The 26,729-nt window shown below is 73.3% G+C and carries 25 protein-coding genes; 3 read left to right on the top strand and 22 right to left on the bottom strand.

Translation table 11 applies throughout. The features are described from left to right. Window positions 1-24: 24 nt before the first annotated feature. From AGRA3207_RS02540 to AGRA3207_RS02570, 7 genes are all read right to left on the bottom strand, one after another. Complete coding sequence (locus tag AGRA3207_RS02540) at window positions 25-1,095, bottom strand: ABC transporter ATP-binding protein (protein ID WP_231336209.1); 1,071 nt, start codon at window positions 1,093-1,095, stop codon at window positions 25-27. Between the two features lie 170 nt (window positions 1,096-1,265). Further along, window positions 1,266-2,351: an ABC transporter ATP-binding protein gene (locus tag AGRA3207_RS02545; RefSeq protein WP_231332933.1), complete on the bottom strand. Its 1,086-nt coding sequence runs from the start codon at window positions 2,349-2,351 to the stop codon at window positions 1,266-1,268. Next, window positions 2,351-3,349: an ABC transporter permease gene (locus tag AGRA3207_RS02550; protein WP_231332934.1), complete on the bottom strand. Its 999-nt coding sequence runs from the start codon at window positions 3,347-3,349 to the stop codon at window positions 2,351-2,353. The genes AGRA3207_RS02545 and AGRA3207_RS02550 overlap by 1 nt, the downstream gene beginning before the upstream one ends. A gap of 90 nt (window positions 3,350-3,439) precedes the next feature. After that, window positions 3,440-5,197 (bottom strand): ABC transporter substrate-binding protein, encoded by a 1,758-nt coding sequence (locus tag AGRA3207_RS02555; protein ID WP_231332935.1) that lies wholly within the window; start codon window positions 5,195-5,197, stop codon window positions 3,440-3,442. A 36-nt stretch (window positions 5,198-5,233) separates the two neighbouring features. Next, entirely contained in the window at window positions 5,234-6,238 is a 1,005-nt protein-coding gene (locus AGRA3207_RS02560; protein ID WP_231332936.1) for an ABC transporter permease, read from the bottom strand. A gap of 478 nt (window positions 6,239-6,716) precedes the next feature. After that, window positions 6,717-7,145: a hypothetical protein gene (locus tag AGRA3207_RS02565; protein ID WP_231332937.1), complete on the bottom strand. Its 429-nt coding sequence runs from the start codon at window positions 7,143-7,145 to the stop codon at window positions 6,717-6,719. A gap of 255 nt (window positions 7,146-7,400) precedes the next feature. After that, window positions 7,401-8,099 (bottom strand): HAD family hydrolase, encoded by a 699-nt coding sequence (locus AGRA3207_RS02570; protein WP_420830859.1) that lies wholly within the window; start codon window positions 8,097-8,099, stop codon window positions 7,401-7,403. A 152-nt stretch (window positions 8,100-8,251) separates the two neighbouring features. Here AGRA3207_RS02570 and AGRA3207_RS02575 point away from each other — a divergent pair, with 152 nt between their 5' ends. Together AGRA3207_RS02575 and AGRA3207_RS02580 are read left to right on the top strand one after the other, a co-directional pair. Further along, window positions 8,252-8,710, top strand: coding sequence for a universal stress protein (locus AGRA3207_RS02575; RefSeq protein WP_231332938.1), 459 nt, complete (start codon window positions 8,252-8,254; stop codon window positions 8,708-8,710). A 178-nt stretch (window positions 8,711-8,888) separates the two neighbouring features. After that, window positions 8,889-9,731 (top strand): PAC2 family protein, encoded by an 843-nt coding sequence (locus AGRA3207_RS02580; RefSeq protein WP_231332939.1) that lies wholly within the window; start codon window positions 8,889-8,891, stop codon window positions 9,729-9,731. 76 nt (window positions 9,732-9,807) lie between these two features. Here the strand turns inward: AGRA3207_RS02580 and mshC are convergent, their stop codons facing one another. The 7 genes from mshC to AGRA3207_RS02615 all read right to left on the bottom strand — a co-directional run bounded on the left by mshC (window position 9,808) and on the right by AGRA3207_RS02615 (window position 15,987). Further along, window positions 9,808-11,037, bottom strand: a complete 1,230-nt coding sequence (gene mshC / locus AGRA3207_RS02585) for a cysteine--1-D-myo-inosityl 2-amino-2-deoxy-alpha-D-glucopyranoside ligase (protein ID WP_231332940.1) — start codon at window positions 11,035-11,037, stop codon at window positions 9,808-9,810. Window positions 11,038-11,126: 89 nt separating this feature from the next. Continuing rightward, window positions 11,127-12,050 (bottom strand): ABC transporter permease, encoded by a 924-nt coding sequence (locus AGRA3207_RS02590; RefSeq protein ID WP_231332941.1) that lies wholly within the window; start codon window positions 12,048-12,050, stop codon window positions 11,127-11,129. Window positions 12,051-12,056: 6 nt separating this feature from the next. Then, window positions 12,057-13,004, bottom strand: coding sequence for an ABC transporter permease (locus tag AGRA3207_RS02595; protein ID WP_231332942.1), 948 nt, complete (start codon window positions 13,002-13,004; stop codon window positions 12,057-12,059). Window positions 13,005-13,081: 77 nt separating this feature from the next. Beyond that, window positions 13,082-13,789, bottom strand: a complete 708-nt coding sequence (locus AGRA3207_RS02600) for an NRDE family protein (protein ID WP_338028254.1) — start codon at window positions 13,787-13,789, stop codon at window positions 13,082-13,084. Window positions 13,790-13,899: 110 nt separating this feature from the next. Beyond that, window positions 13,900-14,679 carry an SCO1664 family protein gene (locus AGRA3207_RS02605; RefSeq protein ID WP_231332944.1) on the bottom strand — a complete coding sequence of 260 codons (780 nt, stop codon included), beginning with the start codon at window positions 14,677-14,679 and terminating at the stop codon, window positions 13,900-13,902. A 48-nt stretch (window positions 14,680-14,727) separates the two neighbouring features. Beyond that, window positions 14,728-15,276 carry a DUF3090 domain-containing protein gene (locus AGRA3207_RS02610; RefSeq protein ID WP_231332945.1) on the bottom strand — a complete coding sequence of 183 codons (549 nt, stop codon included), beginning with the start codon at window positions 15,274-15,276 and terminating at the stop codon, window positions 14,728-14,730. Window positions 15,277-15,285: 9 nt separating this feature from the next. Beyond that, the gene (locus tag AGRA3207_RS02615) at window positions 15,286-15,987 is read right to left on the bottom strand and encodes an MSMEG_4193 family putative phosphomutase (RefSeq protein WP_231332946.1); all 702 of its coding nucleotides are present in this window, start codon (window positions 15,985-15,987) and stop codon (window positions 15,286-15,288) included. An 83-nt stretch (window positions 15,988-16,070) separates the two neighbouring features. Here AGRA3207_RS02615 and corA point away from each other — a divergent pair, with 83 nt between their 5' ends. Next, window positions 16,071-17,042 (top strand): magnesium/cobalt transporter CorA, encoded by a 972-nt coding sequence (gene corA / locus AGRA3207_RS02620; protein WP_476692276.1) that lies wholly within the window; start codon window positions 16,071-16,073, stop codon window positions 17,040-17,042. Window positions 17,043-17,102: 60 nt separating this feature from the next. On the opposite strand, the gene AGRA3207_RS02625 is transcribed toward corA, so the two are convergent. The 8 genes from AGRA3207_RS02625 to AGRA3207_RS02660 form a co-directional block, all read right to left on the bottom strand. Beyond that, window positions 17,103-17,468, bottom strand: coding sequence for a hypothetical protein (locus AGRA3207_RS02625; RefSeq protein ID WP_231332948.1), 366 nt, complete (start codon window positions 17,466-17,468; stop codon window positions 17,103-17,105). Between the two features lie 211 nt (window positions 17,469-17,679). Further along, window positions 17,680-18,879, bottom strand: coding sequence for an MFS transporter (locus AGRA3207_RS02630; RefSeq protein ID WP_231332949.1), 1,200 nt, complete (start codon window positions 18,877-18,879; stop codon window positions 17,680-17,682). Window positions 18,880-18,935: 56 nt separating this feature from the next. Further along, window positions 18,936-22,526 carry a carboxylic acid reductase gene (gene car, locus AGRA3207_RS02635; RefSeq protein WP_231332950.1) on the bottom strand — a complete coding sequence of 1,197 codons (3,591 nt, stop codon included), beginning with the start codon at window positions 22,524-22,526 and terminating at the stop codon, window positions 18,936-18,938. Window positions 22,527-22,605: 79 nt separating this feature from the next. After that, window positions 22,606-23,640, bottom strand: a complete 1,035-nt coding sequence (locus AGRA3207_RS02640) for a hypothetical protein (protein ID WP_231332951.1) — start codon at window positions 23,638-23,640, stop codon at window positions 22,606-22,608. Beyond that, entirely contained in the window at window positions 23,640-25,568 is a 1,929-nt protein-coding gene (locus AGRA3207_RS02645) for a DUF2264 domain-containing protein (RefSeq protein WP_231332952.1), read from the bottom strand. Before AGRA3207_RS02645 ends, AGRA3207_RS02640 begins: the two co-directional genes overlap by 1 nt. Window positions 25,569-25,819: 251 nt before the next feature. Further along, window positions 25,820-26,053 (bottom strand): hypothetical protein, encoded by a 234-nt coding sequence (locus tag AGRA3207_RS02650; protein WP_231332953.1) that lies wholly within the window; start codon window positions 26,051-26,053, stop codon window positions 25,820-25,822. Next, complete coding sequence (locus tag AGRA3207_RS02655) at window positions 26,053-26,310, bottom strand: hypothetical protein (RefSeq protein WP_231332954.1); 258 nt, start codon at window positions 26,308-26,310, stop codon at window positions 26,053-26,055. Before AGRA3207_RS02655 ends, AGRA3207_RS02650 begins: the two co-directional genes overlap by 1 nt. After that, entirely contained in the window at window positions 26,310-26,570 is a 261-nt protein-coding gene (locus tag AGRA3207_RS02660; protein ID WP_231332955.1) for a hypothetical protein, read from the bottom strand. The genes AGRA3207_RS02655 and AGRA3207_RS02660 overlap by 1 nt, the downstream gene beginning before the upstream one ends. Window positions 26,571-26,729: the final 159 nt, after the last annotated feature.

Here is a 26,729-nt window from a genome sequence, read left to right on the forward strand (position 1 = left end):
GTCCTGGAGGCGGGAGCGGCCGGGTCAGGACTCCGGCTCGGGATCGTCGGCCGCGGCCGCGGCGGCGGTGCCCGCCCCCGTGGCCGGGGCCACCGCGGCGCGCGCGACCTCGTCGGTCGCGCTGACCGTGGTGTTCTCCGGGAAGTGGCAGGCGGCCTGGTGGCCGGGGCTGAGCTCCACCAGCGGCGGCTCGACCTGCTTGCAGATGTCCTGCGCCTTCCAGCAGCGGGTGTGGAACCGGCACGCCGGCGGCGGGTCCAGCGGGCTCGGCACGTCGCCCTGCAGCCGGATCCGCTGCCGGTCGCCGCGCTCGCTCGGGTCCGGGATCGGCACCGCCGACAGCAGCGCGTTGGTGTAGGGGTGCATCGGCCGCTCGTACAGGTCGGCCCGGTCCGCCACCTCGACGATCTTCCCGAGGTACATGACCGCGACCCGGTCGGAGATGTGCCGGACCACCGACAGGTCGTGCGCGATCACCACGTAGGTGAGGTCGAGCTCGTCCTGCAGGTCCTCCAGCAGGTTCACCACCTGCGCCTGCACCGACACGTCCAGCGCCGACACCGGCTCGTCCGCGACGATCAGCTTCGGCTTGAGCGCCAGCGTCCGCGCGATCCCGATGCGCTGCCGCTGCCCGCCGGAGAACTCGTGCGGGTACCGGTTGTAGTGCTCGGGGTTCAGGCCCACCAGTTCCAGGATGTCCTGGACGGCCTTCTTCACGCCCTGCTTGGCCTCGATCTTCTGCAGCCGGAACGGGGCCCCGACGATCGCGCCGACGGTCTTGCGCGGGTTCAGCGACGAGTACGGATCCTGGAAGATCATTTGAAGGTCGCGGCGGAGCGGCCGCAGCCGCCCCTGGGACATCGCCGTGATGTCCTCGCCCTCGAAGGTGATCTTCCCGAAACTCGGGTCCAGCAGCCTCATGATCATCCGGCCGGTGGTGGACTTGCCGCAGCCCGACTCCCCGACCAGCCCGAGCGTCTCGCCCTTGCGGACCGAGAACGACACGCCGTCGACGGCCTTGACCGCCGCGACCTGCCGGCGCAGCAGGCCCGCCGTGACGGGGAAGTGCTTGCCGAGGTTCTCCACCTCCAGCAGCGGCTCGCCGTCCCGGACCGGACGGGCGTCGCGGGCCGTGGCGGTGGCCGGGGACGCCTCCGCGGGCGCCTGCGCGGGGGCCGTGGCGGACGCCGCGGAGGGGGCCTCGGCGGCGGTGCCGCCCGCCGTGGTGTTCTCAGTGCTCACAGTCTCGTTCCCACCCGTGCTCGTCACAGCTTCGGCCGGATCTCGGAGTCCCAGATCTCCCGCCGCTTGTCCAGCGGGAGATGGCAGGCCGCCTTGTGGCCGGGCTCGACCTCCAGCAGCTCGGGCCGCTCGGTGGTGCTCTTGCCGCCCGTCAGGTCACAGTAGGCGCAGCGCGGGTTGAACGCGCAGCCCGCCGGGACGTTGATCAGGCTAGGCGGCGTCCCCTTGATGGGCATCAGCCGGTCGGTGCGCTCCCGGTCCAGCCGCGGCATCGACCCGAGCAGCCCCCACGTGTAGGGGTGCAGCGGGCGGTGGAACGCGTCGTCCACCGCGGCGTACTCGGCGCAGCGGCCCGCGTACATCACCAGGATGTCGTCCGACAGCTCGGCGACCACCCCCAGATCGTGGGTGATCATGATGATGGCGGAGTTGAACTCCTGCTGCAGGTCCCGGATCAGGTCGAGGATCTGCGCCTGCACCGTCACGTCCAGCGCGGTGGTGGGCTCGTCGGCGATCAGCAGCTCCGGGTCGCACGACAGCGCCATCGCGATCATCGCGCGCTGCCGCATGCCGCCGGAGAACTGGTGCGGGTAGTCGTCCACCCGCTTGTCGGGCTTGGGGATGCCGACCCGGCCCAGCATGTCGATGGCGTGCTTGCGCGCCACCTGCTTGGACACGTCGTTGTGGACCCGGTACGCCTCGACGATCTGATGGCCCACCGTGTAGAACGGGTGCATCGCCGACAGCGGATCCTGGAAGATCATCGCCATCTTCCGGCCGCGGAGCCTGCGGACCTGCCCGGCGGGCGCGCCGACCAGCTCCGTGCCGTCCAGCCAGATCTCGCCCGACACGGTCGCGTTGCGGCGGTTGTGCAGCCCCAGCAGCCCGAGGCTCGTCACGCTCTTGCCCGAGCCCGACTCGCCGACGATGCCGAGGGTGCGGCCCCGCTCCAGCGAGAACGACAGCCCGTCCACCGACTTCACCAGGCCGTCGTCGGTCGGGAAGTGGATCCTCAGGTCGCGGACCTCCAGGAAGGAGGTGGGGGCCCCGCGCCCCGCCGCGGTCTCGGCGGAGCCGTTCACCAGCTCGGCCGGTTTCCTGCGCGCCATCAGCTGTGCCTCACCCTCGGGTCGACGACCCCGTACAGGACGTCCACGACCAGGTTGGCGAGGACGATGAACAACGCCGTCGTCAGCGTCGCCCCCAGCACCACCGGCAGGTCGCTCTGGTTCACCCCGTCCAGCGCCAGCTGGCCGAGGCCGGGAATCGAGAACGTCTTCTCGGTGATGATCGCGCCGCCGAGCAGCAGCCCGATGTCCAGGCCGAACACCGTCATGATCGGGGTGAGCGTCGCGCGCAGCCCGTGCTTGACCACCACCGTCTTCTCCGGCAGGCCCTTCGCGCGCGCCGTCCGGATGAAGTCCTCGTTCATCGTCTCCAGCATGCCCGCCCGCGTCAGCCGCGCGTACAACGCCGCGTACAGGAACGCCAGGCAGATCCACGGGAGCAGCAGGTTGAACGGGTTGTCGGTCACGTCATTGTAGTTGACCGCCGGGAGGATCTCCCATCGGTGGACGACGAACGCGAGCGACAGCAGGCCCGTGAAGAAGATCGGCAGCGAGACGCCCGCGAGCGCGATGCCCATCGCCGCGCGGTCGAAGATCGTGCCTCTGCGCAGCGCCGACACCACGCCGATCGACACGCCCGCCAGCACCCACAGCACCGCCGCACCGATGGCGATCATGAACGTGACCGGGGCGCGGTCGACGATCTGGTCGGTCACCGACTGGTTGGTGCGGAAGGAGTAGCCGAGGCACGGCGCCGGGCAGTCGATCTCCTCGGTGCCGGTGTCGTAGGTGTCGCCCACGACGATCGCCTTGATGAACTTCCCGTACTGCACCGGGATCGGATCGTCGAGCCCGAAGCGGTCCTTGATCGCGGCGAGGGTGGCCGCGTCCGGCTGCTTGCCGGCGAAGCGGCCCGCGATGTCGTCGCTGGTCACGCCCGCGGCCCGCGGGACAAGGAAGAAGATGGCGTACGTCACCGCGCTGATGATGAGGAGCAGCCCCACCGCGCCCAGCAGGCGGCGAACAATGAATGCGACCACAGTGTCCGGCCCAGACGGCCGCCGGGGGATCCCCCCGGCGACCGTCCTATGCCTTCACCTGCCTTCTCTCAGGTAGCTCGGGAACCGCGCTCAGCCGGTGACGCCGAGGTTGGCGTAGTCGTACATGCCGTAGCCCGCGTGGAAGTACACGTTCGTCAGGTTCGTCGGGCGGTAGAGCAGCGACTTGGCGTACACGTTCGGCAGGATCGCGGCCTGCTCGCGGATCTTCCCGTCGATCTGGTTGTAGATCTTCGCGCGGCCCGCGGCGTCCTGGACCTTGACGACGTCGTCCCAGAGCTTGTTGACCTCGGGGTCGTTCAGCTCCTCCGGGTTGGCGTTGCCGGTGGGCACGATCGCGTCGCCGTCGGAGACCGGCTGCAGGTAGCCGTAGCCGGTGTTCCAGTCCGGCGCCCACCCGTAGGTGCCGAGGCCGATCTTCTCCTTGGCCATGAACTTCGGCGCGCCGAGCTGCTCGTTGGTGTAGGTGCCCGACGGGTACCCCTTCAGCTCGATCTTGATGTTGACCTTCGCGAGGGACTGCTGCAGCGCCTCGGCGGTGGCCTTCTCCTTCGGCCGGTCACTCCGGAAGATCATCGTGGTGGAGAAGCCGTTGGGCTGGCCGCACTTGGCGAGCGCCGCCTTGGCCTGCGCCGGGTCGCCGGTGTAGGTCGGGTCCGCCTTGGTGTAGAAGTCGGTGCCCTTCTCGCGGCCCTGCACCGACGGCGGCTGGATCGACGTCGACACCTGCCCGCCGACCTCGCCGCCGTACGCCCGGTACATCGCCGAACGGTCCGCCGCGTACACGATCGCCTTGCGGCACTCGATGTTCGGGATGTTCTTGACGTTGATCGGGACGTACCAGTGGAACCCGGCGAGCGGGTTGTCGGCGTTGGCCTTGAGCTTGGGGTTGGTCAGGATCTGCTGCCGCGCGGCGGCCTGCACACCCGAGCCGGGGAGGTCGACCTGCACGGTGCCGGCCTGCAGGCGGCTGTCGATCTCCTCCGCCTTCAGGCCCGACTGCACCTCGATCTTGTCGGGGAGCTGCTTGCGGTTCGGGTCGGTCGCCGGGTCCCAGTTGGTGTTGCGGACCCAGGTGCCGCCCTTCTTCGGGGTGTAGTCGCCTTCGAGCTTGTACGGGCCGCTGGAGACCGGGTGCATGCCGTAGCGGGCGCCGGTGTCCTTCGCCGCCGGGACCGGGGCGGTCTGCCCGGAGAAGCCGACCACCTGGTCGAACTCGCTGAACGGCGACTTCAGGTTGAACACCACGGTGTAGTCGTCGGGGGTGGACACGCCCTTGAAGTTCTCAAGGTTCTTGTCCTTGAAGGGGCCCTTGTACCCGTCGGCGGCCAGCAGCTGCGGGAAGTAGGACGGGCCGTTGTGCAGGACACTGCGGTCGAAGGTCCGCGCGACCCCGTACTTGATGTCCTTGGCCTTGATCTCGGTGCCGTCCTCGTACTTGACGCCCCGCTTGAGCTTGTACGTCCAGGTCTTGCTGCCGTTGCTGGGAACGCCCGGCGCCTCCGCCAGGTCGGGGACCATCTTGGTGCCCTCGTTGCCCGGCTTGGAGTTGTAGGTCATCAGGCTGCGGGAGAAGATCCGGACGAAGTTCAGCCCGTAGGCGTAGTAGATGTTCGCCGGGTCCAGCGACTCGAAGTCGTCCGGCTGAGCGAACTTCAGCACGCCGCCCTTGTGGTCGGAGGCGTTGACGACCGCCGTCGACCCGGCGTCGAACTTGGAGCCTCCGGTACCGCCGCCGCCCTCGTCGTCACCGCCGCCGCAGGCGGACAGCCCGAGGCCCAGGACGACGATCCCCGCCGCCGCACTGGTCACCACCTTGGGAGATTTCATCGATTCCCTTTCGCTAAGACCGGACGTTCGCCGGGGTCATCGGGCCCGTGGGTCCAGGGCGTCGCGCAGCCCATCGCCGAACAGGTTGAAGGCCAGCACGGTGATGAAGATGGCGAGACCGGGGACGATCACGAAGTGAGGGGCGACCGAGTACAGCTCGGTGGCCTGCGACAGCATCCCGCCCCACGAGGGATCGGGCGGGTTGATGCCGACACCGAGGAACGACAGCGCTGCCTCGAACAGGATGTTGGTCGGGATCAGCAGCGTGGAGTACACCAGGATCGGCGCGACCAGGTTCGGCAGGATCTCCTTGAACAGGATGTAGGAGTTGCGCGCGCCCATGCTGCGCGCGGCGTCGACGAACTCGCGTTCGCGCAGCGACATGGTCTGCCCGCGGATGATCCGGCCGATGTAGGGCCAGTTGAAGAACCCGATGATGAACACCAGGATCGCGATCCGCAGGTTGTTGCCCTCCAGCCCGGCGAGGTTGTTGGGGATCACGCCCACCAGCGAGATCGCGAACAGCACCAGCGGGAAGGCGAGGAACACGTCCATCGTGCGGGCGATCAGCGTGTCCACCCAGCCGCCGAAGTACCCGGCGGTGATGCCCATGATCGTGCCGATGACCACCGACACCAGCGTGGCGAGCACGCCGATGAGCAGGGAGACACGCGCCCCGTACAGGACGCGGCTGAACAGGTCGCGCCCGTTGATGGGCTCGACGCCGAAGATGTGGTCGGCGCTCATCCCGCCGAGCGGCTTGGTGGGGCCGCCGAGCGTCGCGTCCACCAGGTTCTGGTGGAAATCGTTGGGCGGGCTGCCGAACCAGCCGGTGACAAGGCCGGTCACGCCGGGCAGCGACAACACGATCAGGATCAGCACCACGATCCCGCCCGCGATGGCGACCTTGTCGCGCTTGAGCCGAAGCCAGGCGATCTGTCCGAGGGAACGACCCTGGATCGCCTTGCGATCGACGCCCGCGAGGACGGCGTCCGGTTGGGCCTCGCCCTCCGCTCCGGACACCTCGATCGGTGCGGTCACGCTCCGTACCTCCTAGCCCTTCGGGCCACTTGGCCGCCGGCGTACGCGGTCCGGGCGGCGGCGAAGATCGTCCGCGGCCCCCGTGCCCGTTACGCCGTGTTTGCTGAAGGGAAACGTAGTCCTTCGGGCACGACTGTCCATCCGTGAGGCGGGCTTCGCCAGTACCCGTATCTGACTTGTGATCTCGTCGTCATCTCGGGCACACGTGCCGCACAACACTTCCGGCAAATCGCCCGAATAGTACGTACGCCGACACCCTGGACGGCAACACGAAACCGGTCTAGACCGGGAAGCTTTACCGTACTGAGTCCGTTCCGAGATCGATCGTCCGCAGGTCAGCCGCTTCGCGCGCACAAAACGGCGGGCCGGGACGCCCCCAGGATCGCACACGCGCAAGGCGATGATCACCAGGAACGCCCGGCCCGCCGCCGGACCGTGACGCGCGGGCCGCCCGCCCCCCGGGGGACGGCCCGGAAGATCAGGAGATGCCGCGGTTGCGGAGGATCTGCTCGATCTCCGCCAGCTCCGGGTCACCGGACGGCTGCGCGCCGCCCACCGCGCCCTTGCCCTTGGGCGCGCTCCCCGCCTGCTTCCGCCGCCCGCCACCCCCGGCGGCCCTGCCGTCACCGCCCGCGTTGCCCGCGCGGCGGCTCAGCATCGCGCCCGAGGTCAGGTAGAGCAGCACCGCCAGGCCCGCCACGGCGACGCCCGCCCACTTCACCGGGCTGAAGGCCAGGTCGACGAAGAACTCGGTCACCCCCGTCATCGCCGCCGCCAGCGGCACCAGCGACAGCGCGGCGCCGCGCATGCCGGACGCCGCTCCCCGGCGCCGGTAGACCCCCCAGCTGGTGACCAGCCCGACCAGGGTCACTCCAAGACTGATCGCGAAAATGGCTGCGTCGCTCATGCCGGCCCCTCACTCCGTGCGGTGATGCTCCTCCCATCGTCACACGTCCCGGCGCCGATGCCGCTCCTACCGCCGGACGGTTTGCCGGGGCCCGCGCCTCCTCCTCCGGCGGGACCCGTCCCCTAGGGACCGCCCCCGGGGTAGCAGGGGGCCGCTACCCCGCCGGGGGCACCGCCGTCCCGGCGGAGATCAACATCGGGCAACGGTTGGACGTCGAACCTGTGGAGCGGGAACGCGCCCGCCCCGCGCGCGGCCTCACGCCACCAGCGACGACAGCCGTTCCAGGGTCACCTCGCGCAGCGAGCGCACCACCGTGCGCCCCGGCGCCGGCGGGATCGGCAGCACGCCCGGCACGGCGACGGTGACGCAGCCCGCGGCCTCGGCCGCGGCCACCCCGTTCGGGGAGTCCTCCAGCACCACGCACCGGCGGGGGTCCGCGCCCAGCCGCGCGGTGGCGGTGAGGTACGGCTCGGGCGCCGGCTTGGTGCGCTCCACCTCGTCGCCGGCGACGCTCAGCCGGAAGTGCCCGCGGCCGATCGCGTCCAGCACCGGCTCGATGAGCCTGCGGTGGCTGGAGGACACCAGCGCGGTGGCGACGCCCGCCTCCCGCAGCCCGGTGAGCAGGTCCTTGGCGCCGGGCATCAGCGGCACGCACGTGCTCAGCCGCTCGACCATCCCGTCCAGCATCCGCCGCCCGACCTCCCCGGGCGGGGCCGGCGACCCCGTCAGCTCCAGCATGTAGGCCACGGCGACGTCCAGGGACCCGCCGACCAGGCGCTCCTGGTGCGCGGGCGTCCACGTCCCGCCGAGCCAGGCCATCACCTCCGACTCGACCTCCAGCCAGAGGCGCTCGGAGTCGATCAGCAGCCCGTCCATGTCGAACAGGACGGCCTGGAGCCGCCCCGCGCCGCCCCCGGCCGCGTCCCCGGCCGCGTCCCCGCCTGTGCCCCCCACGTCGCTCCCCACGTCATCGCAGAACCGCCGGTACCGGAGCACCCGGCCTCGGGAATGTCTGGAAGATCCCAGCCTATCCAGGCTGCGGACGGTGACGGACGGGGCACCGGAACGGTAGCGTGCCCGAAAACTACCAACGGGTAAGGAGTGGCATGAGCGCCTACGGCACCATCCTCGTCGGCACCGACGGCTCGGACTCCTCGTTCCGCGCGGTGGACCGCGCGGCGCGGCTGGCGGCCGCGACCGGCGCCACCCTGCTGCTCGCGTCCGCCTACAGCCCGATGCCCGAGCGCGAGCGGGCCAGTGCCGCCGACCGGCTCGGCGACCTCGCCTACAAGGTGCAGGGCGCCACCCCCGCCGAGGACGCGCTGCGCGCCGCGCGGCGCCGGGCCGCCGCCGCCGGCGCCACCGGCATCGAGCAGGCCGCCGTGCAGGGCGACGCCGTCGACGTCATCTCCACGCTGGCCCGGGAACGTTCCGCCGACCTCGTGGTGATCGGCAACCGGGGCCTCAACAGCTTCGCCGGCCGCATCCTCGGCTCCGTCCCCGCCGGCCTCTCGCGCCGTCTCTCGTGCGACGTGCTGATCGTCCACACCACCGACGGCAAGTGACCCGATCGTGACCCTCGTTCCGCCCCGGGCGTACAGGGCGGGGTCTGGCGCCGGAAGGCTGGGGTAGGTCAGTGTCAGGACGTAGGCTGACAGCCACCGATCATGAGCGGGACCCCCCGCCCCCGGGAATGACGGGCCCCCGCGGTGACGCTGTACCGACGTCGGAAGGAGGCAGCGCGTGGTCGAGCTCGAAAGCGTGCCGGAACTCGTCGATCCGGTGCTCGTGGCCGCCTTTGAGGGGTGGAACGACGCCGGCGAGGCCGCGAGCGGGGTCATCCAGCACCTGGAGTCGACGTGGGAGGCGGTGCCGATCGCCGAGCTCGACCCCGACGACTACTACGACTTCCAGGTCACCCGCCCGATCGTCGAGATGGTCGACGGGGAGACCCGCGGCATCACCTGGCCCACCACCCGGATCTCCTGGGCGCGGCTGCCCAACGGCCGCGACGTGGTCCTCGTGCACGGCATCGAGCCGAACATGCGCTGGCGCTCGTTCTGCCGGGAGCTGGTCGGGCTGATGCTGGAGCTGGACGTGCGCAACGTCGTCCTCCTCGGCGCGCTGCTCGCCGACGCCCCCCACACCCGCCCGGTCCCGGTCACCGGCGCGGCGTCCGAGGCGGGCCTGGTCAACACCCTGCACCTGGAGCCCGCCCGCTACGAGGGCCCCACCGGGATCCTCGGCGTCCTGCAGGACGCCTGCGGCAAGGCCGACCTCGACACGGTGTCGCTGTGGGCGGCCGTCCCCCACTACGTCGCGCAGCCCCCGTCCCCGAAGGCGACGCTGGCGCTGCTGCGCCGCGTCGAGGACCTCCTGGACGTCACCGTCCCCCTCGGTGAGCTGCCCGAGGAGGCGCGCGCCTGGGAGAACGGCGTCAACGAGCTGGCCGAGGAGGACTCCGAGGTCGCCGAGTACGTCCGCACCCTGGAGGAGCAGAAGGACGCGACCGAGCTGCCCGAGGCCAGCGGCGACGCCATCGCCCGCGAGTTCGAACGCTACCTGCGGCGCCGCGACCCCGGCTGACCGGGCGCGCCACGCGGAGCGGGCGCGCCGCCCGGACCGGGACCGCCGCCGGGACCGGCGCGCCAGGTGGCGGCCGTCAGGGCTTGACGCCGAGGAGCGCGTCGGTGAGCGCCCCCACCTGCGACGGCGCGGACGCGTCGTCGCCCGCGGCTGCGGCCCACGCGTCCACCGCCGCCAGCGCCGCCGGGGCGTCAAGGTCGTCGGCCAGGTGCGCGCGGACGGCGTCCGCGACCGGCGCCGCCGCCGGGCCCGCCGGGCGCGCCACCGCCGCCCGCCACCTCCCGAGCCGCGCCTGCGCCGTCTCCAGCTCCGCCGCCGTCCACTCCCAGTCGGAGCGGTAGTGGTGGGCCAGGAGCGCCAGCCGGATCGCCATCGGGTCGGTGCCGTCCCTCCGCAGCCGCGACACGAACACCAGGTTCCCCCGCGACTTGGACATCTTCGCGCCGTCCAGCGCGACCATGCCCGCGTGGACGTAGGAGCGGGCGTGCGGCCGCTCCCCCGTCGCGACCTGCGCGTGCGAGGCGCCCATCTCGTGGTGCGGGAACGCCAGGTCCGAGCCGCCGCCCTCCACGTCGAACGCCATCCCGAGGTACTCCACCGAGATCGCCGAGCACTCCACGTGCCACCCCGGCCGCCCCTCCCCGAACGGCGACTCCCACCCGGGCTCGCCGGGCCGCCGCGCCATCCACAGCAGCGCGTCAAGGGGGTCGCGCTTGCCGGGCCGGTCCGGGTCGCCGCCGCGCTCGGCGAACAGGGGGGCCATCTGCGCGCGGCCGAGGCCGCTGACCCGCCCGAAGTCGGGGTCGGTCGCGATGGGGAAGTAGATGTCGCCGCCGACCTCGTAGGTGGCGTCCTTGGCGCGCAGCTTCTCGATCATCTCGACGATCAGCGGGATCGCCTCGACCGCGCCGACGTAGTGGTCGGGCGGCAGGACCCGCAGCGCCGCCATGTCGTCGCGGAACAGCTGGATCTCCCGGTCGGCGAGCGACCGCCAGTCCTCGCCGGTGTGCCGGGCACGTTCCAGGAGCGGGTCGTCGACGTCCGTGGCGTTCTGGACGTAATGGACGGGGTGCCCGAGATCCCGCCACATCCGGTTCACCAGATCGAACGCCACATAGGTGTTCGCGTGCCCGATGTGCGTGGCGTCGTAGGGGGTGATGCCGCACACGTACATCCGTGCCGTCGCCTGCGGCTCGACCGTCCGCGCCGCGCCCGACCCGGTGTCGTGCAGCCGCAGCGGCCGCGTCGCGGCGGGGAGCCCCGCGTCGGAGAGGCTGGGGACATCGGAGGCGTGCCACGATCGCATACGGAAAGCTTATCCATGCCCGGTCGGTGGGATTACTCCGAGATGACCGTGATAGGCGGTGAGTGTCCGGACGGCCGGGGACACGCAGGTCACGAGGGCCGCACGCGCGGGTCCAGGGCGGAGTACCCGACGTCCACCAGCAGGTTCGCCGCGACCACGAACAGCGTCACCAGCAGCGTCACCCCCATGATCACCGGGGTGTCGCCGAGCGCGATCGACTGGTAGACGAGCTGTCCCACGCCCTGCAGCCCGAACACCTTCTCGGTGACGATCGTCGAGCCGACCAGCGCGCCGAGGTCGACGCCGAGCTGGGTGACCACGGGGGCCAGCGCCGCGCGCAGCCCGTGCCGGCAGACGACCCGCCGCCGCGTCAGGCCCTTGGCGTGCGCCGTGCGGACGTAGTCCTCCCCGAGGACGTCCAGCATCGCCCCCCGCGTCAGGCGCGTGTAGGTCGCGACCATGAGCGACGCCAGCGCGATCCACGGCAGGACCATCCGCTGGAGGAAGTGCTCCTGCAGCGGCGGCCCCGCCTCGAACGGGCCGCCGCCGAACAGGTGCAGCAGCGCCAGGGCCATCACGAACGGCGGCGTGGACAGGCCGGCCAGCACCAGCACCGTCGCCGCCCGGTCCCACACGCTCCGCGCCCTCGCCGCGCCGAGCACGCCGATGGCGATGCCGCCGGCGAACCACAGGACGCCCGCGCCGGCGACCAGCCACAGCGTCGTCGGCAGCCGCTCGGCGATCAGCCGGGCCACCGGGGCGCCGCTGACGTAGGAGTCGCCGAGGTCCCCGCACAGCAGCCGCCGCATGAACCGCGCGTACTGGACGAGGACGGGCTCGTCCAGGCCCAGGGTCCCGCGGATCCGGCCGAGGGTCTCGGCGGTGGCGCGCGGCCCGCCGATCACCCGCTCCACCGGGACGGGCGACACGTGCAGGAACACGAACACCAGCGTGGACACCAGCCACGCCACGGCCACCGCGTGCAGCAGCCGCCCGGCGAGGAAGCGCGGCACCGCCGCTCACCCCCTGCCCGGCCGGTCGCCGCGCGGGTCCAGGGCGTCGCGGATCCCGTCGCCGAGCAGGTTGAACGACAGCGTGGTCAGCAGCAGCAGGACGCCCGGCGCCGCGGGCAGCCACCAGGCCGTCCGGAACACCTCGCCGCCCTCCCCGAGCATCGACCCCCAGCTCGGCATCGGCGGCCGCACCCCCGCGCCGAGGAACGACAGCGTCGCCTCGAACACGATCGACGCCGGGACCAGCATCGAGGTCAGCACCGTGACCTGCGCCGCCAGGTTCGGCAGCACGTCCGCGACGATGATCCGCGCGTTGGACGCGCCGAGCGCGCGGGCCGCGTCCACGAACTCCCGCCGCCGCAGCGACAGCACCTGGCCGCGCACGACCCGGCCGAACGCCGCGAAGGAGAAGAACGCGATGACCAGCACCGTCATCGCCAGGCTCGCGCGGGGCGAGGACACCTGGAACGTCGTCGCCAGCATGATCGCCACGAGCAGGTACGGCAGCGCGAGCGTCACGTCCATCAGCCGGGCCAGCAGCGCGTCCACCGCGCCGCCCGCGTACCCGGCGACGGTCCCGACGCACGTCCCCGCCGCGGCGGCGAGCAGCGCCGCGAGGACCCCGACCAGCAGCGAGATCCGCGCCCCGTACGCGGCCCGCACCAGCACGTCCCGGCCGAGCTGGTCGGCGCCGAGCCAGAACTCCCCGCCCGGCCCGCGCGGCAGCCCGTCGGCGTCCAGGCCGGTGCGGGGGAACGTGGCGTCGTACGGGTGACCCGTCCACCGAGCCCACAGCGGCGCCATCAGCGCGAACACGAAGACGAGGGACAGGACCGTCAGGGACGCCAGCGCGGCCCGGTCACGCCTGAAGCGCCGCCACGCGAGCCGCGCCGGGGACAGCCCCCGCACCGGCTCCGGCGCATCCGGGACCGCCGCCCATCCCCCTTGCGCCATCCCGGACTCCCCGCACGCGAAGGTCGCACGAAGTAGCCACGCTAGCACCGACGGTCACGCGCACGCCGGGAAAGCGGTCAGAGCACCCGGCCCCACGAGGCCGGGTCGCCCGGCACCGCGGTGAAGTCGTACCGCACCCCGCCCGCCGTCAGCGCGATCAGGCTGACCGACGTCGTGCCCCACACCCGTCCCTCGCCCAGGTCGAGCACCGGCAGCAGCGCCCTGTGGTCGGCGCGGGCCAGCCCGTCCCCGTTCACCAGCGGGAACCAGGCGCCCCACGCCTCGCCCGCGGGCCCCTCCCCCGGCACGGGACGCGCCGCCTCCTCCAGCCGGGGCCGGAAGTGCCCCAGCCGCGCCGACATGTAGGCGTCCTCGGTCTGCCCCTCCAGCTGGCCCTCGCCCTCCAGCCCGCTGTTGACGACCAGGTGCAGCCCCGGCCCGAGGGACCGTTCCACCATCGTCCCGCCGTCCCAGCTCCACATCCGCACCCGGTCGGCCTCGGCGCAGACGAGGTGGAACGGGTCGAAGGCGGGCAGGTCGATCCTGCCCGGCTTCCCGTCCGCCGCCAGCCGCAGCGGCAGCTCCCCCCGCGACGCCCGGCCGTCCTCGGCCGCCATCCGCCCCCGCCCGTTCAGCACGGTCGCGACCCGCGGCGCCTCCGGGTCGACCGCCAGCCACGTCCCCCCGGCCCGCAGATCCAGCCCGCCGACCAGCCCCGGCCGCTCCTTCCAATGCCGTCCGGGCATCTCCCAGGAACGGGCGAGGAACTCGTCGCGCACGCCCACCAGGAGCACAGGAACCGGCGAGGAGGGATCAAAACTGACGATCGCCGTACACATGCACCCAATTGCAGCACCACCCCCGGCCGCCCGCGGCCTCGGGGTCGCCCTTCGGACTACAGCGGCGGCCAGGGGATGGCGGGCCAGTCTTCGGGGGGATAGGGGTGGATGCGGTGTTTGAGCATGAGATCGACGCGGCGGCGGACGGCGTCGACCTCCTCGGCGGTGAGGAGTTCGGTGAGGCGGGCGGCGAGGGCGCCGCCGCTGAGGGCGGCCGAGACCCGGGTGAGGGCTTCGAGGGCCTCGGGGGTGAGGCGTTTGCCGCGCCACTGCCAGAGGACGGTGCGGAGCTTGTACTCGACGGAGAAGCAGACGCCGTGGTCGCAGCCGTAGACGTGGCCGTCGCCGGGCGGGAGGAGGTGGCCGATCTTGCGGTCGGCGTTGTTGACGACGGCGTCGAAGACGGCCATGCGGCGGATCGGGTCCTCGTCGGAGCGGGACAGGGCGACGAGGTCGATGCCGGGGTCGGGTTCGACCCACAGCTGGACCATGCCCGGGCCGTAGGGGCCGTCACGGTGGACGGTCGGGGGGACGGTGCTCCACCCCATCTCCTTGGAGACCTCGTAGGCGGCGACCTCGCGTTCGGCGAGGGTGCCGTCGGGGAAGTCCCAGAGGGGGCGTTCACCGGCGACGGGCTTGTAGACGCAGTTGGCGCTGACGCCGTCGTGCTCGACGGAGCAGTACAGGGTGGCGTTGGACGCCTGGACGAGCCGTCCCTCGACGGAGAGGCGCCCGTCGAGCAGGAGGCTCTCGGCGGCTGCGGCGTCTCGGGGGGAGACCGTGCGCCCGGGGGGACCGTCGCCGGCGGTGGCCCGGTCCCGGGAGGACTGCGTCATGCTCTCATTCTCCCGGCAGGCGCGCTCATGATCCAGTACAGCGGCATGTCAGCCGAGGTATCCGTTCTGCCGCGGGCAGACGTGGCCCTCGGTGTCCAGGGGCAGCCCGCACAGGGGGCACGGGGGGCGTCCGGCGGCGACGACCTGGAGGGCGCGCTCGGCGAACGCGCGGGCCTGCGCGGCGCTGATACGGACGCGGAGGACGGCGATGGCGGGGTCGTCCTCGCCGACCTCGGCGTCGTCGTCGCCCTCGGTGACCTCCTGGGCCTCGATGACGACCTGCTCGTCGTCGGGATCCCAGGCGAGGGCCATGGTGCCGACCTTGAACTCCTCCTCGACGGGCTGGTCCAAGGGATCGTCATCGCGCAGCTCGGAGGGGGTGACCGCGGGCACGGGCGCGTCGCCGCCGCTGCGGCGCAGCACCTCGTCGAGGAGTTCCTCCAGACGCTCCGCCAGCAGCGTCACCTGGAACTTCTCCAGGCCGACGCTGGTGATGCGGCGGCCCGAGCGGGCCTGCAGGTAAAAGGCGCGGTCCCCCGGCCGGCCGACGGCGCCGGCGATGAACCTGTCCGGCAGGTCGTAGGAGATGACGGGCATGTCTCGACCCTACGCGCCGCCGCCCACGGGCGCGTCACTCGACCCGGAACCGCCGTCGCCCGGGGGCTTCGGCAGCAGATCGCCGACGTCCCCGCCGGTGTCGTTGAGCCGGACGACGAACGGCCGCAGCTCGGTGTAGCGGACGGCGGTGAGGGACGCGGGATCGGCGTGGATGCGCTGGAACTGGTCGAGGTGCAGGCCGAGGGCGTCGGCGACGACGGCCTTGATGATGTCGCCGTGGCTGCACACGGCGTAGACGGCGTCGTCGCCGTGCTCGGCGGCGATCCGGGCGTTCCACTCCCGGACGGCGGCGACGGCGCGGTGCTGCGCGGCGGCCAGGGCCTCCCCGTCCGGGCCGGGGAAGCGCACGGCGCTGGGGTGCGCCTGGACGACCCGCCACAGCGGCTCCTCGGCGAGTTCCCTGAGGGGGCGGCCGGTCCAGTCGCCGTACCTGACCTCGCCGAACCGGTCGTCGGTCTCGACCTTGCCCGCGGGTCCGGGCCGTCCGGCGGCGACGGCGTCGGCGGTCTCGACGCACCGCTCCAGGGGGCTGGAGACGATCGCGGCGAGCGGGACGGGCTCCAGCCGCCGGGCGAGCGCCGACACCTGCGCGCGGCCGCGTTCGTCCAGGTGGACGCCGGGGGTCCAGCCGGCGAGGGCGGGCCCGGTCATGGCGGTCAGGCCGTGCCTGAGCAGGAGAAGGGTCGTCACATCCTGCACTCTAGGAGATCGCGGACACCGGGTGATCACGGCGGCGTACCCGGGTGCGCCGGGGATGCGGGAGAATGCGTGGCGTGATCGTGGACAAGGCCATCTACGCGAACGGCGCGCGCAGCGACATCGACGGCGACATCAGCGACGCCTTCGACCTGGCCCGCGCGGACGGCGAGTGCTTCGTGTGGATCGGGCTGTTCGAGCCGGACGAGGCGGAGTTCGAGCTCGTCCGCGACGAGCTGCGGCTGCATCCGCTGGCCGCAGAGGACGCCGTGTCCGCGCACCAGCGCCCGAAGATGGAGCGTTACGACGACACGCTGTTCGTGGTGCTGAAGACCCTCTCCTACATCGACGAGACGTCCGACATCGAGGTCGGCGAGATCATGGTGTTCCTCGGCCAGGACTTCGTGGTGACGGTCCGGCACGGCGCGGGGAACCCGCTGGGGCCCGTCCGCAAGCGGCTGGAGGAGTCGCCGGAGCTGCTCAAACACGGCGCGACGGCCGTCCTCTACGCGGTGTGCGACGAGATCGTGGACCGGTACGGCCTCGTCGTCCACGAGGTCGAGGTGGACATCATCGGCCTGGAGCGCGCCGTGTTCGATCCGGGTGCCCGGGACGTCACCGCGGAGATCTACTCGCTGAAGCGGGAGGTGCTGGAGTTCCGCAGCGCCGAGGACCCGCTCGTCCCGGTCCTCCAGGACATCGTGAAGGGCCGCGTCGCCGAGTGCGGCGGCACCCGCGAGTACTTCCGCGACGTCCTGGACCACCTCCTGCTCGTCGACGGCCAGGTCGACGCGCACAACGAGCTGCTGAACAGCGTCCTGACGGCGCACCTGGCCCTGCTCGGGAAGCGCCAGAACGACGACATGCGGAAGATCTCCGCCTGGGCGGCGATCATCGCGGTGCCCACGGCCATCGCGGGGATCTACGGCATGAACTTCGACGACATGCCCGAACTGCACTGGACCTTCGGATACCCCCTGGTCATAGGCGCGATGGCCGTTCTGTGCACCCTCCTGTTCCGCCGCCTCCGCAAAAGCGGCTGGCTCTGACGGCGACGGCTGTCGCGCCACTGGTACAGACGCGTGGCCCGGCGGGGTGGGGCGGTGGGGTCAGGCGGGGACGGGTTGGGTGCAGGCCGTGTAGGGGGTGCCTTGGTAAGTGGCGTTACCGCATGTGGCGTAGGTCTTTCCGGGTTGCGCGGGGACGGTGTCCTTGGCGGGGAGCTCGGTGCATTGCTGGGCGTCGCACTCCTTCAGGAGGTAGGACGTCGACGTGACGTCCGCGGAGTCGACGAGGTAGAACGACGCGCTCACCTGGCCGTTCGCGACGCTCACGCAGATCACGATGGCGGAGCGGGCGGGGATCACCGTCGCGCATTCGCTTTTGCTGATCGGAGGCGACGCCTCCGCGTGCGGGGCGAGGGTCAAGGCCGCCGCGATACCGGTGCAGGCCACTAGGGAGATGATGCGGCGCATCGTCGCCTCCTGGTGCGGGCGAGGGGCAGGAGCACCTTGATCTTGCGCCCGTTGTACGGGCGCGTAAAGGCCATGACGTGAACCGGGTGAATGCGGGCGAAGTGATCGTTTTGGCGCGGTCCTTTCGTGGGCTTGGAAGGGAATGTGACCGGGGGTGCCCGGTTCGCGTGGAGGGTCGCCGGACGGGGGTGACCGGTCCCCGCCGGGCGGGTCAGCGAGCCACGGGGAGGGTGGCCTGTGCGGGCTCGGCCTCCTCGCCGCGCAGCAGGTACGAGCCGCCCGCGGCGGCGAGGCCGGCCAGGGCGAACCCGGCCGAGGCCCAGCCCACCGCGGGCAGGCCGCCGAGGGCGATCAGCAGGCCGCCGAGCGCCGGGCCGGCCATGATCCCGATGTTGAAGCCGGTGATGTTCGCGGCGCCGGCCAGCGACGGGGCGGCCGCGGCGTAGGTGAAGACGCGGACGTTCACCGCGGGGTTGAGCGACCATCCGAAGAACTGCAGGGCGGTCGCGCAGAGCACGGCCGTGACGGGGCGTCCGGCGCCGAGGACCAGCAGCACGGACGCGGCGGCCGCGCCGGAGAACCCGGCCAGCAGCGTCGCGAACGGCCACCGGTCGGCGAACCGGCCTCCGGCCGCCAGGCCGAGCAGCGCGCCGACACCGGCGATCACCAGCGCGACCGGCACCCGGCCCGGCCGCAGGTCGGCCGCGCCGATCAGCAGCGCGCCGAGGTAGGTCGCGATGGCCGTGCCCTGCGCCGCCGACAGCGCCGCGGCCAGGTAGGTCAGCCACAGCCGGGGATCGGTGAACACGGCCAGCTCCCGGCGCAGGTCGGGCCGCTCCGCGCCGGTGCCCCGGCCTTCCGGCAGGAAGACGACGATGCCCACGGCCGCGAGCGCGGTCGCCCCGGCGACCGCCAGCATCGCCGTGCGCCAGCTGAACGCGTCGCCGACGACGGTGCTCAGCGGGACGCCCACGATGGTGGCCACGGCGAGGCCGCTGGACACCACGGCCAGGGCGCGGCCCTTGATCTCCGCGGGCACCACCCGCACCGCGGCGACCATGGCCGAGACCCAGAAGCCCGCGTAGGCGACCGCGCCGAGGACGCGGCCGGCCATCAGCGCGCCGTAGCCGGGTGCCGCCGCGCAGAAGAGATGGGCCAGCACGAAGGCCGACAGGAACGCCAGCAGCGCCCGGCGGTACGGCCAGCGCAGGGTCGCCGCGGTCAGCAGCGGGGCGCCCACGGCCATGCCCGCGGCGAAGCCGGAGGCCAGCAGCCCGGCCGCGGCCACCGAGACCCGCAGGTCCGCGGCGACGCCGGGCAGCAGGCCCGACAGCATCAGCTCGGAGGTGCCCTGCGCGAAGACCGCGAAGGCCAGCACGTATACGGGCAGGGGCACCCGTGGTCCCGTCATCTTCCCGTCCTCCCTGGCGCCGCCGGCCGCCCCGGCCGCCGCCCCGCGGTGGCCGGTCACCGGCCGGGGGGCGGGCCGTCGAGGAGGCGGCGCCGTCTCAGATCGTCGACGTACTTGTCGATCAGCGCGGTGGTCAGCCCGGGGACGTCATCGCCGGGGCCGGGCCGCGCGGACCGGACCGCCGCGCGGAAGCGCGCCGCGGACAGCACCGGGCCGGGACGGACCGGCTGCCGGTAGGCGTCCAGGACGGGCAGCACGGACAGCGCCCGCCGGTGCGCGGGCAGGGCGCGCAGGGCGCCCTCGAAGCGGGTGAGCCAGTCGGCGTACCCGTCGATGCGCCGGATCGGATGGCCGGTCGCGATCAGCCGGTCGACGACCTCGTCCAGGTCGATGCCGCCCGTGTGCGGGTCGATGACGTGGTAGGTGAGCCAGCCCTCGGCCGTCCGGGCTCCGAGTGCCGCGACCGCCGCCGCGGTGACGTCGACGGGAAGGCCCTCGACCCGGGCGGGACGTCCGGCGTCGTCCCCGGGGTGCCGCCAGGACTTCGGCGCGACGCCGGTGACGAGCAGGCTGAACAGCAGGCGGGTGAACGTGTCCGCGGTGTTCAGCTGCCCGGTGTAGCGGGTGTGCGCCCCGATCATGGCCGGGCGGAACACCGTTACGGGCAGCCCGCACTTCTCGTGCGCCTCGCGCAGCAGCACCTCACCGGCCCATTTGCTGGTGCCGTAGCCGCCGGCGTGGCCGCCGTCGGCCACCCGCACCGGGCTGACCAGGCGGATGTCGTCGTCCTCGTCCAGCGCCGCCGCGCCGGCCTGGTCGGTGGCCGCCACCGTCGACAGGTGGGCGACGGGCTTGCGCCGCGTGGTCAGCGCCAGGCGGATGATCTCCGCGGTGCCGGTGACGTTGGGGCCGAACAGCTGCGCGTAGGGCAGCAGGTGGTTGACGTGGGCGGCGGAGTGCACGATCAGGTCCACGGTCTCCGCGAGGCGCCGCCAGTCCGGTTCCGGCAGGCCGAGCCGCGGCCGGCCGACGTCGCCGGCCAGCACGGCGAGGTGGTGCCGGGCCAGGTCCCGGTACTCCGACAGCAGCTCCGGGTCGCCGCTGTCGAAGGCGGCGTCCAGCCGCCCGCGGGCGGCCTCGGCGTCACGGCCGCGGACGAGGCAGACCACCGTGCCGCCGGAGGCGCGCGCCCGCCGCAGCAGTTCCAGGCAGAGGAACCGGCCGAGGTAGCCGTTGCCGCCGGTGAGCAGGACCGTCCGGGCCGGGACGGCCGCGGGGGGCAGCGCGCGGGCGGCGGCGAGCGTGCCGGCGTCCAGGAACGCCTCCAGGATGAGGTCGGCCGCCCGGACCGCCGGGCCGGTCCCTTGTGTCCCCCGCGCCCCCCGGAACGACCCGGTGCCGTGCACCGAGGCCGCGGTGGGCCGCCGCGCGACGGCGGCGCGCTCCTGATCGATGTGCGCCGCCAGCCACCCGAGGTCGGTGGCCGGGCCCAGGATCGTGCTCACCGGCACCTCCACGCCGAAGATCCCGGTGAGCAGCGTGGCGAACTCGAGCGCGGCCAGGGAGTCCATGCCGAGGTCGGTGAACCGGGTGTCCGGGCGCGTCCGCTCCTCGCCGCCCCCGAGGACGGCGCGGGCCGCGCGGGCCACCGTCTCCGGTGTCGGGCGTCCGGCGCCGGAGACGTGCAGGGCGCGCAGCTCGGCGGCCTGCTGCGCGGCCATGTCGGCGTAGCGCCGTTCCAGCCGGTCGGCGTAGCGGCGGGTCAGCGCGGCCCGCAGCGGCTTGCCCACCTCCGACAGCAGGCCGTTCCGGGCCGAGAACGGCTCGGGCTCGATGACGAGGTCCCGGGGGATCTCGGCGGGGCCGAGCCGCGCCGCGCGCGCGATCTCCCGGAGTGACGCGCCGATCCCCGCCTTCACCTCGTCGGCGCCGCCGAGGTGCGCGGCCGCGTCGGAGGGGACGACCACGCCGAGCAGGAAGGGATGCCGGGCACCGCCGTACAGGAAGATCTGCCGGATCAGGGGGCTGCGGGCGAACTCGGCCTCCAGTGCCGCGACCGCGACGAACTCGCCTTGCGCGAGCTTGACCACGTTGTTGCGGCGGTCCACGGGGACCAGGCGGCCCGGCCCGGTCTCGGCGACGATGTCGCCCGTCCGGTAGAAGCCGTCGGCGTCGAACACGCCCGCGGTCAGGTCGGGCCGCCCGTAGTAGCCCTGGAACATCAGGGTGGTCTTCAGCAGCAGCTCACCACGCGGATGCGGACGGTCGGTCCGGAAGTAGCCCAGCTCCGGCACGTCGGCGATCCGGTAGTCGAGCACCGGCGGGGACTGCACGCGGTGGTCGAACAGGAGGCCGCCGCCCGCCTCGGTCGAGCCGTAGCCGTCGTGCACCTCCAGGTCCAGCAGCGCCTCGGTGAACGCCCGCAGCTCCGCCGACAGCGGCGCGGTCCCGCAGACGAGCATCAGCAGCCGGTCGCCGAGCACCCGGCCGCGCATCCCGGCGGTCACCTCCCGCTCGGCGCGGGCCCGGTCCTCGCCCGCCGCCATCCGCCGGGCCACCTCGCCGTGGAAACGCTGGAACACGAGCTCGCACAGCCGGGGGACGCACGGCATCTCGGTCGGACGGACCAGCGCGATGTCCTCGAACAGCGTCGACTTGTCCTCGCGCGCGGTGAAGTACACGGTGCCGCCGCGGGCCAGGGCGCTGTAGGTGGCGCCGCGCCCGGCGCCGTGGCCCATCGTCATGTAGGTGAAGCAGAGCGCGGGGATCTGCCGCCGCGATCCCCAGAACTGCCCGGCCAGCCGGTCGGAGTACACCGCCCCCTTGGGGGTGCCGGTGCTGCCCGAGGTGTAGAGCAGCAGCGCCGGCGGGTCCTCCCCCGCGGCCGGGACGTGCGCGGCCACCGCCGGTCCCGCGCGCCCGCGTGCGATCAGCGCGTCCAGCGTCTCGACCGGCACCGGGCTGCCCGCCTCGGCCAGCCTCCGGCGGGCGTCCTCCACCGCGTCCCGGTGGTCGTCGACGCCGGGGTGGTGCCCGAAGACCAGCAGCAAAGCGGGCGCGGGCCCGGCGAGCACGTGGCCGACGGCCCGCGCCAGCAGGGCCGGTGTCACCGCGAGCACCCGCGGCGCGGTCTCGGCCAGCGTCGCCGCCAGCTGCGCGTCCGGCATGTCCGACGGCAGCGGGACGCAGACCGCGCCGAGGTGGGGGCACACCAGGTCGAGCACCGTGTAGTCGATGCCGGTGAAGCCGGCGATGGCGATCCGGTCACCGGGACGCACCGGACGCGCCGTGCCGTGCCCCAGCGCCCCGGCGGCGGCGCCGACGCGCGCCGCCAGCTCGCGATAGGTGATCGTGTCGAACCGGGGCAGCAGCCGCGGCGCCCTCCGGCCGGTCACCGGGTCCACGGTGGCCTCGACCGCGCGCTGACCGAGCGCCGGCCGGTCGGCGTAGCCGCCCAGGACGGCGGCGATGATCTCCGTCTGGCGGAGCCCGGGCGTGCGGAGCCGGGCGGCGACCGCGGGGTCGGGGGCGGCCGCGCGCAGCTGCCCGTCGGTGGCGTACGCGGCGGCGACCCGCCGCTCCAGCCGCGATTCCCAGGTGCCGGGGCCGGACAACACCGCCGCTCCCGGATCGTTCGGCACCCTCATGTGGCTCCCTCGCTCGATCGTCCTGCGGCCCGTGCCGTGCGCGCACGCCCCTCGGCGCACGCCCCTCGGCGCACGCCCCTCAGCGCACGCCGCCGCCCTGGTCGTCGCCGTATCCGTGGTCCGGGTCCGCGGCGACGGTGTCCTCCAGCCGCGCGTTGAAGTAGCCGTCCACGAACCGGTGCATGTCCGGCTTGTCGCTCGCCCAGGTCCACGCGCCGTCCGCGGTCCGGTGCCGCCGCCAGCCCTCCCCGGCCGTCCAGCGGGTGTAGTCGGACGGCGCGGCCGCGATGTCCTCGTACGGGTCGAAGCCGTAGGCGAAGAAGTCGCGTCGCCGGGCGGCGTAGCGCCGGTTGCCCCAGGTGCCGTGCCACAGGTGGAACGCGTTGCCCTCGATGTGGCCGACGCGTCCCCGCACCGCGTCGGCGAACGGCCGGGCCCAGTCGAGCAGGTGCCCGGCCTGGGCGGCCGTGACCGGGCCGATCACCGGCATCATCATCAGCTCCCCCACGGCGGCGAGGGCGAACTCCATGGTGCCGCTGCCCATGACGTAGGCGTCGTACCAGCCGTGTTCCCGCAGCACGTCGCCGCGGCCGACCCAGGCGTAGCCCTCGGGCAGCCCGAACCCGGTGTCGGGGCATCTCCACGCGCGGATGGCCGCGCGGTCACCACCCGCCGCCACCCGCCCGAACCCCCGGCGCGGGACGGTCTCCAGGGCCGCCGGGTCGAACCGCACGTCGTCCGGTTCCAGCCAGTAGGCGCGGCTGAACGGCTGCACGAGGACGTGGTCGTCCAGCGCGCGCACCGCCCGTTCCGCCCAGTCCTCCGCGTCCAGGACGACGTCGCAGTCCAGCCAGGCGATGGCCGCGGTTTCCGCCGGGACCTCCCGCAGCGCGAGGTTCAGCAGCCGCTCCTTCTGCCACATCACGTCGCCGCGGAAGCGGACGACGATGTCGGCGTCGCCCTCGGACAACTCGAACTCGCCGTCCACGGAGCATTCCGCGGCCACGAGCGGCACACCGAGACGATCCCGGAACACCTCGAAGTTGCGTCGCTTGCGGGAGTACCGGCTCGGATTGAAGTAGCTGGTCACCGCCCACAACGGCGAGGCCGCCATCACGCCTCCCCGGACAGGTCTCGCCGCAGCCCCGCCAGGTCGACCCGCGTCGGGGCGCCGCCGCCGGGCCACAGGACCGTGACGGTGGCCCCGGCGCGGTCGACGCGGACCTCGGGCACGACCACGCCGTCGTCCGCGGCGACGCCGAGGAGGTGCGCGGAGACATGGACCGAGAGGTCCCCGTCCACGCGCCCGGACAGCACCGGCACCGCGCAGCGGGCCCCCATCGCGTTGCCCACCGGGAACTCCACGGCCTCCGCCGCGTCCCAGCCGTGCAGGCCCGTGCTGCTGGTGCCCAGGCCCTCGCCGGCGCTCACCCAGGCGCAGCGCCCACCGGACCCGGTCTCGGGGGGCGTGTCATGCGCCACGCAGTAGCCGCCCTCGCGTACGGCCCGCCCGGCGGCACCGCGCACCAGATGGCACCGCAGTTCGACATCGCCTCTGATCAGGGTCGCCGAGGTGACGTCGACACCGGCGAGCGGGACGCCGCCGACCTCCGGGACGTGCAGGGAGGCGGCGAGGCCGCCGGTGGTCAGCGAGCGCAACACCGGTCCGCGGCGGGTCGGCCGCCCGCCGTCGTCCAGCAGGCCGAAATGCCCGTCGATGGAGTCCGGGTGCGGGGCGGGCGCGGTGTGCGAGCTGTAGCCGAACTTGTCGTAGTGCGGATCGTCGCGCCGGGTGCCGGGCGGATGCCAGTACGCGGGACGGCAGCGGCCGTGGTTGACCAGCCGGACCACGCCGCGCCGGCGCGAGACGATCCAGTGCGGGCCTTCGAGCACCCGGTCGCCGTCCTCGGCGGGGTGGCCCTCCTCGGTGGCCGTCCAGACCGGATGCCCGGGCGGCAGCAGCAGCCCGAGGAACCCCAGGCCCGCGAGGTAGGGCGACGCCGGTCCGCTGTACTCCTGGACGGTCCCGGGCGAGGGCCCGCGCCATCCGGGCGGGAGTGGCCCGTCCTGGTCGACGCCGCCGTCACGGAAGTACCGCAGGACGCCGCCGGCGATCCCGCGGGTCTCACCCGGGCGGAGCGGGCCGCACCCCTCCAGCGCGGCCAGCCACAGCGGGGCGAGCACCGCCGTCCGGTAGGTCAGGGAACGGCCGTGGTGGACGGGCGCCCCGCCCGGCGCGATCATCGCGGCGACCGCCGCGGCGGTCGCGCCGAGCCGCTCCCGGTTCCTGGCGGCGGCCGCGCCGTGCGGGTCGCGCATCGCGTACCACGCCCACAGCAGCGGCTGGATGCCCCAGGCGGTGTAGTAGTCGGCGTTGCCGTCCCGGCCGTCGAAGTACCAGCCGTCACCGGCGTACCACTCCTCCACCTCGGCGACCCGTCCGGCGCCGCGCAGGCCACCGGTGTCCGCCCCGACCGAGTGCAGGAACGCCTCGATCACCGCGGGGAACAGGGACCAGTTGTTGTCCCAGGTGCTCAGGCCAGCGTGGTGGGCCAGCCAGCCGACGAGACGGTTCCGGGCGCCGTCGTCGAGCCGGTCGAACACCCAGGGCCGGGACAGGTGCAGCGCGAACGCGAGATTGGCCGCCTCGACGATCGGCTGGTTCAGCCCGGCGGGCGGGAACCGGCAGCCGACCCCGCGCGGCCAGCCCTCCACCCCGGCCACGTCCGATCCGGCCGCCAGGCCCTCCGCGTACCAGCCCGCGAGGTCCAGCGGATCCTGCCCGGAGGCACCCGCGATGCGGCAGGACGCGAGGAGGAACGTCCGCGCGAAGCCTTCGAGGCGGTCGCTCCACAGCCCGGACCAGCTCGGCCGTCCCGGCAGGGCGATCAGCGCGTGGCCGGGGCTGGCGAACTCCCGCGCGGTCAGCAGCCAGTCGTCCGCCACCGCCGTCCAATGCGCGCGGGTGTAGCCGGTGTACGGCGACAGTGTGAAATCCGGCTCGGGCCAGGGCACACCCGACCGCAGCGACTCAGCGCACATCGTTCAACGCCTTTCCCGACGGCCGGTGGCCCGGCCCGGTCGTGGCCGGAGCCCGCGCCGCTTTGGACGCTGCCGACGAACCTAACCGCCCGGTGGCGGAACCCCCTGGTCAGAAGGGCAGCATCAGAGGCAGCCCGGGCTGCACCCGCGGTCACGCCGCGGTGTCCATCGGTCCGGGTACGCGCATCCGGCAAGGCGTGGCCGGGCCGTGGCCCCGGCGAGCCCACCCAGCCGTGCCGGGGCCACGGGGTCTAGCGCCAGAGCCGCCGCGCGACGTCCAGATGCGGCTCGGGCCGATGCGCCGGGACGAACAGGCGGGTGACCCGGCCGTGGAGGATCCCGCGCCACCAGCGCGGGTCCTCCTCCTCGGCGTAGGCGGCGCCGATCACGTCACCGGACCCGGCGTCCACCACGATGATCATCGTGGTGTCGCCGATGACCTCGTAACGGTCCGCCGGGCCGGTCGGCGCCCCTCCCCCGCCCATCAGCCGACCTGGACCAGCAGCCGCCGCACCTCGGCCGCCAGCGCGCCCTCGGACGCGGACTCCACCAGCCGGACGCCGCACCGCGCCCACGGCCACGGGACGATCGCGAACCAGCTCCCGGTCGCCCTGCCGTACCAGTACTGGATCCCCTCGGGCACCCGGTCCACCGGCGGCGGCACGGGCGCCCGCGCGGGTTCCGCCGGACGCGCCACCACCGCCGCCACCTCCCGGTCGACCGGGTCCGGCGACCAGAGCATCACGACGGCCCTCCGGACGTCCCGGCGCTGCCCTGGCCGTGTTCCCGCAGCTTGCCGCGCAGCCCTTCGGCGGTGTCGGCGTCGAGATCGGTGACCGGCCGCACGCCCGGCGGCGAGCCGCCCCACCCGGACCGCCCCACCGGCCGTGTGGCCCACCACCGGCCGGTGTCGCTGGTGAAGATGATGCTCCAGTCGCCGAACTCCGCACGCAACGCGGCCTTCTCCGCGTCCACGCCCGCCGACGGCGGTACCGTGCCCATAAGCCGGACCTTCCTTCCGGTCAGGCCCCGGATCCCCCGGCGTTGGCGCGCCGGGCCGGGGCCGCTCTGCTCGTCCAGGCCCGCCGACGTCGTTCCTCGTCGATCCCGCGTCGGCGGGCCCCTCCGATTCCAGTGAATCCATGACGCAGCGCACACGAA

It is taken from the genome of Actinomadura graeca (assembly GCF_019175365.1).
Lineage (GTDB): Bacteria > Actinomycetota > Actinomycetes > Streptosporangiales > Streptosporangiaceae > Spirillospora > Spirillospora graeca.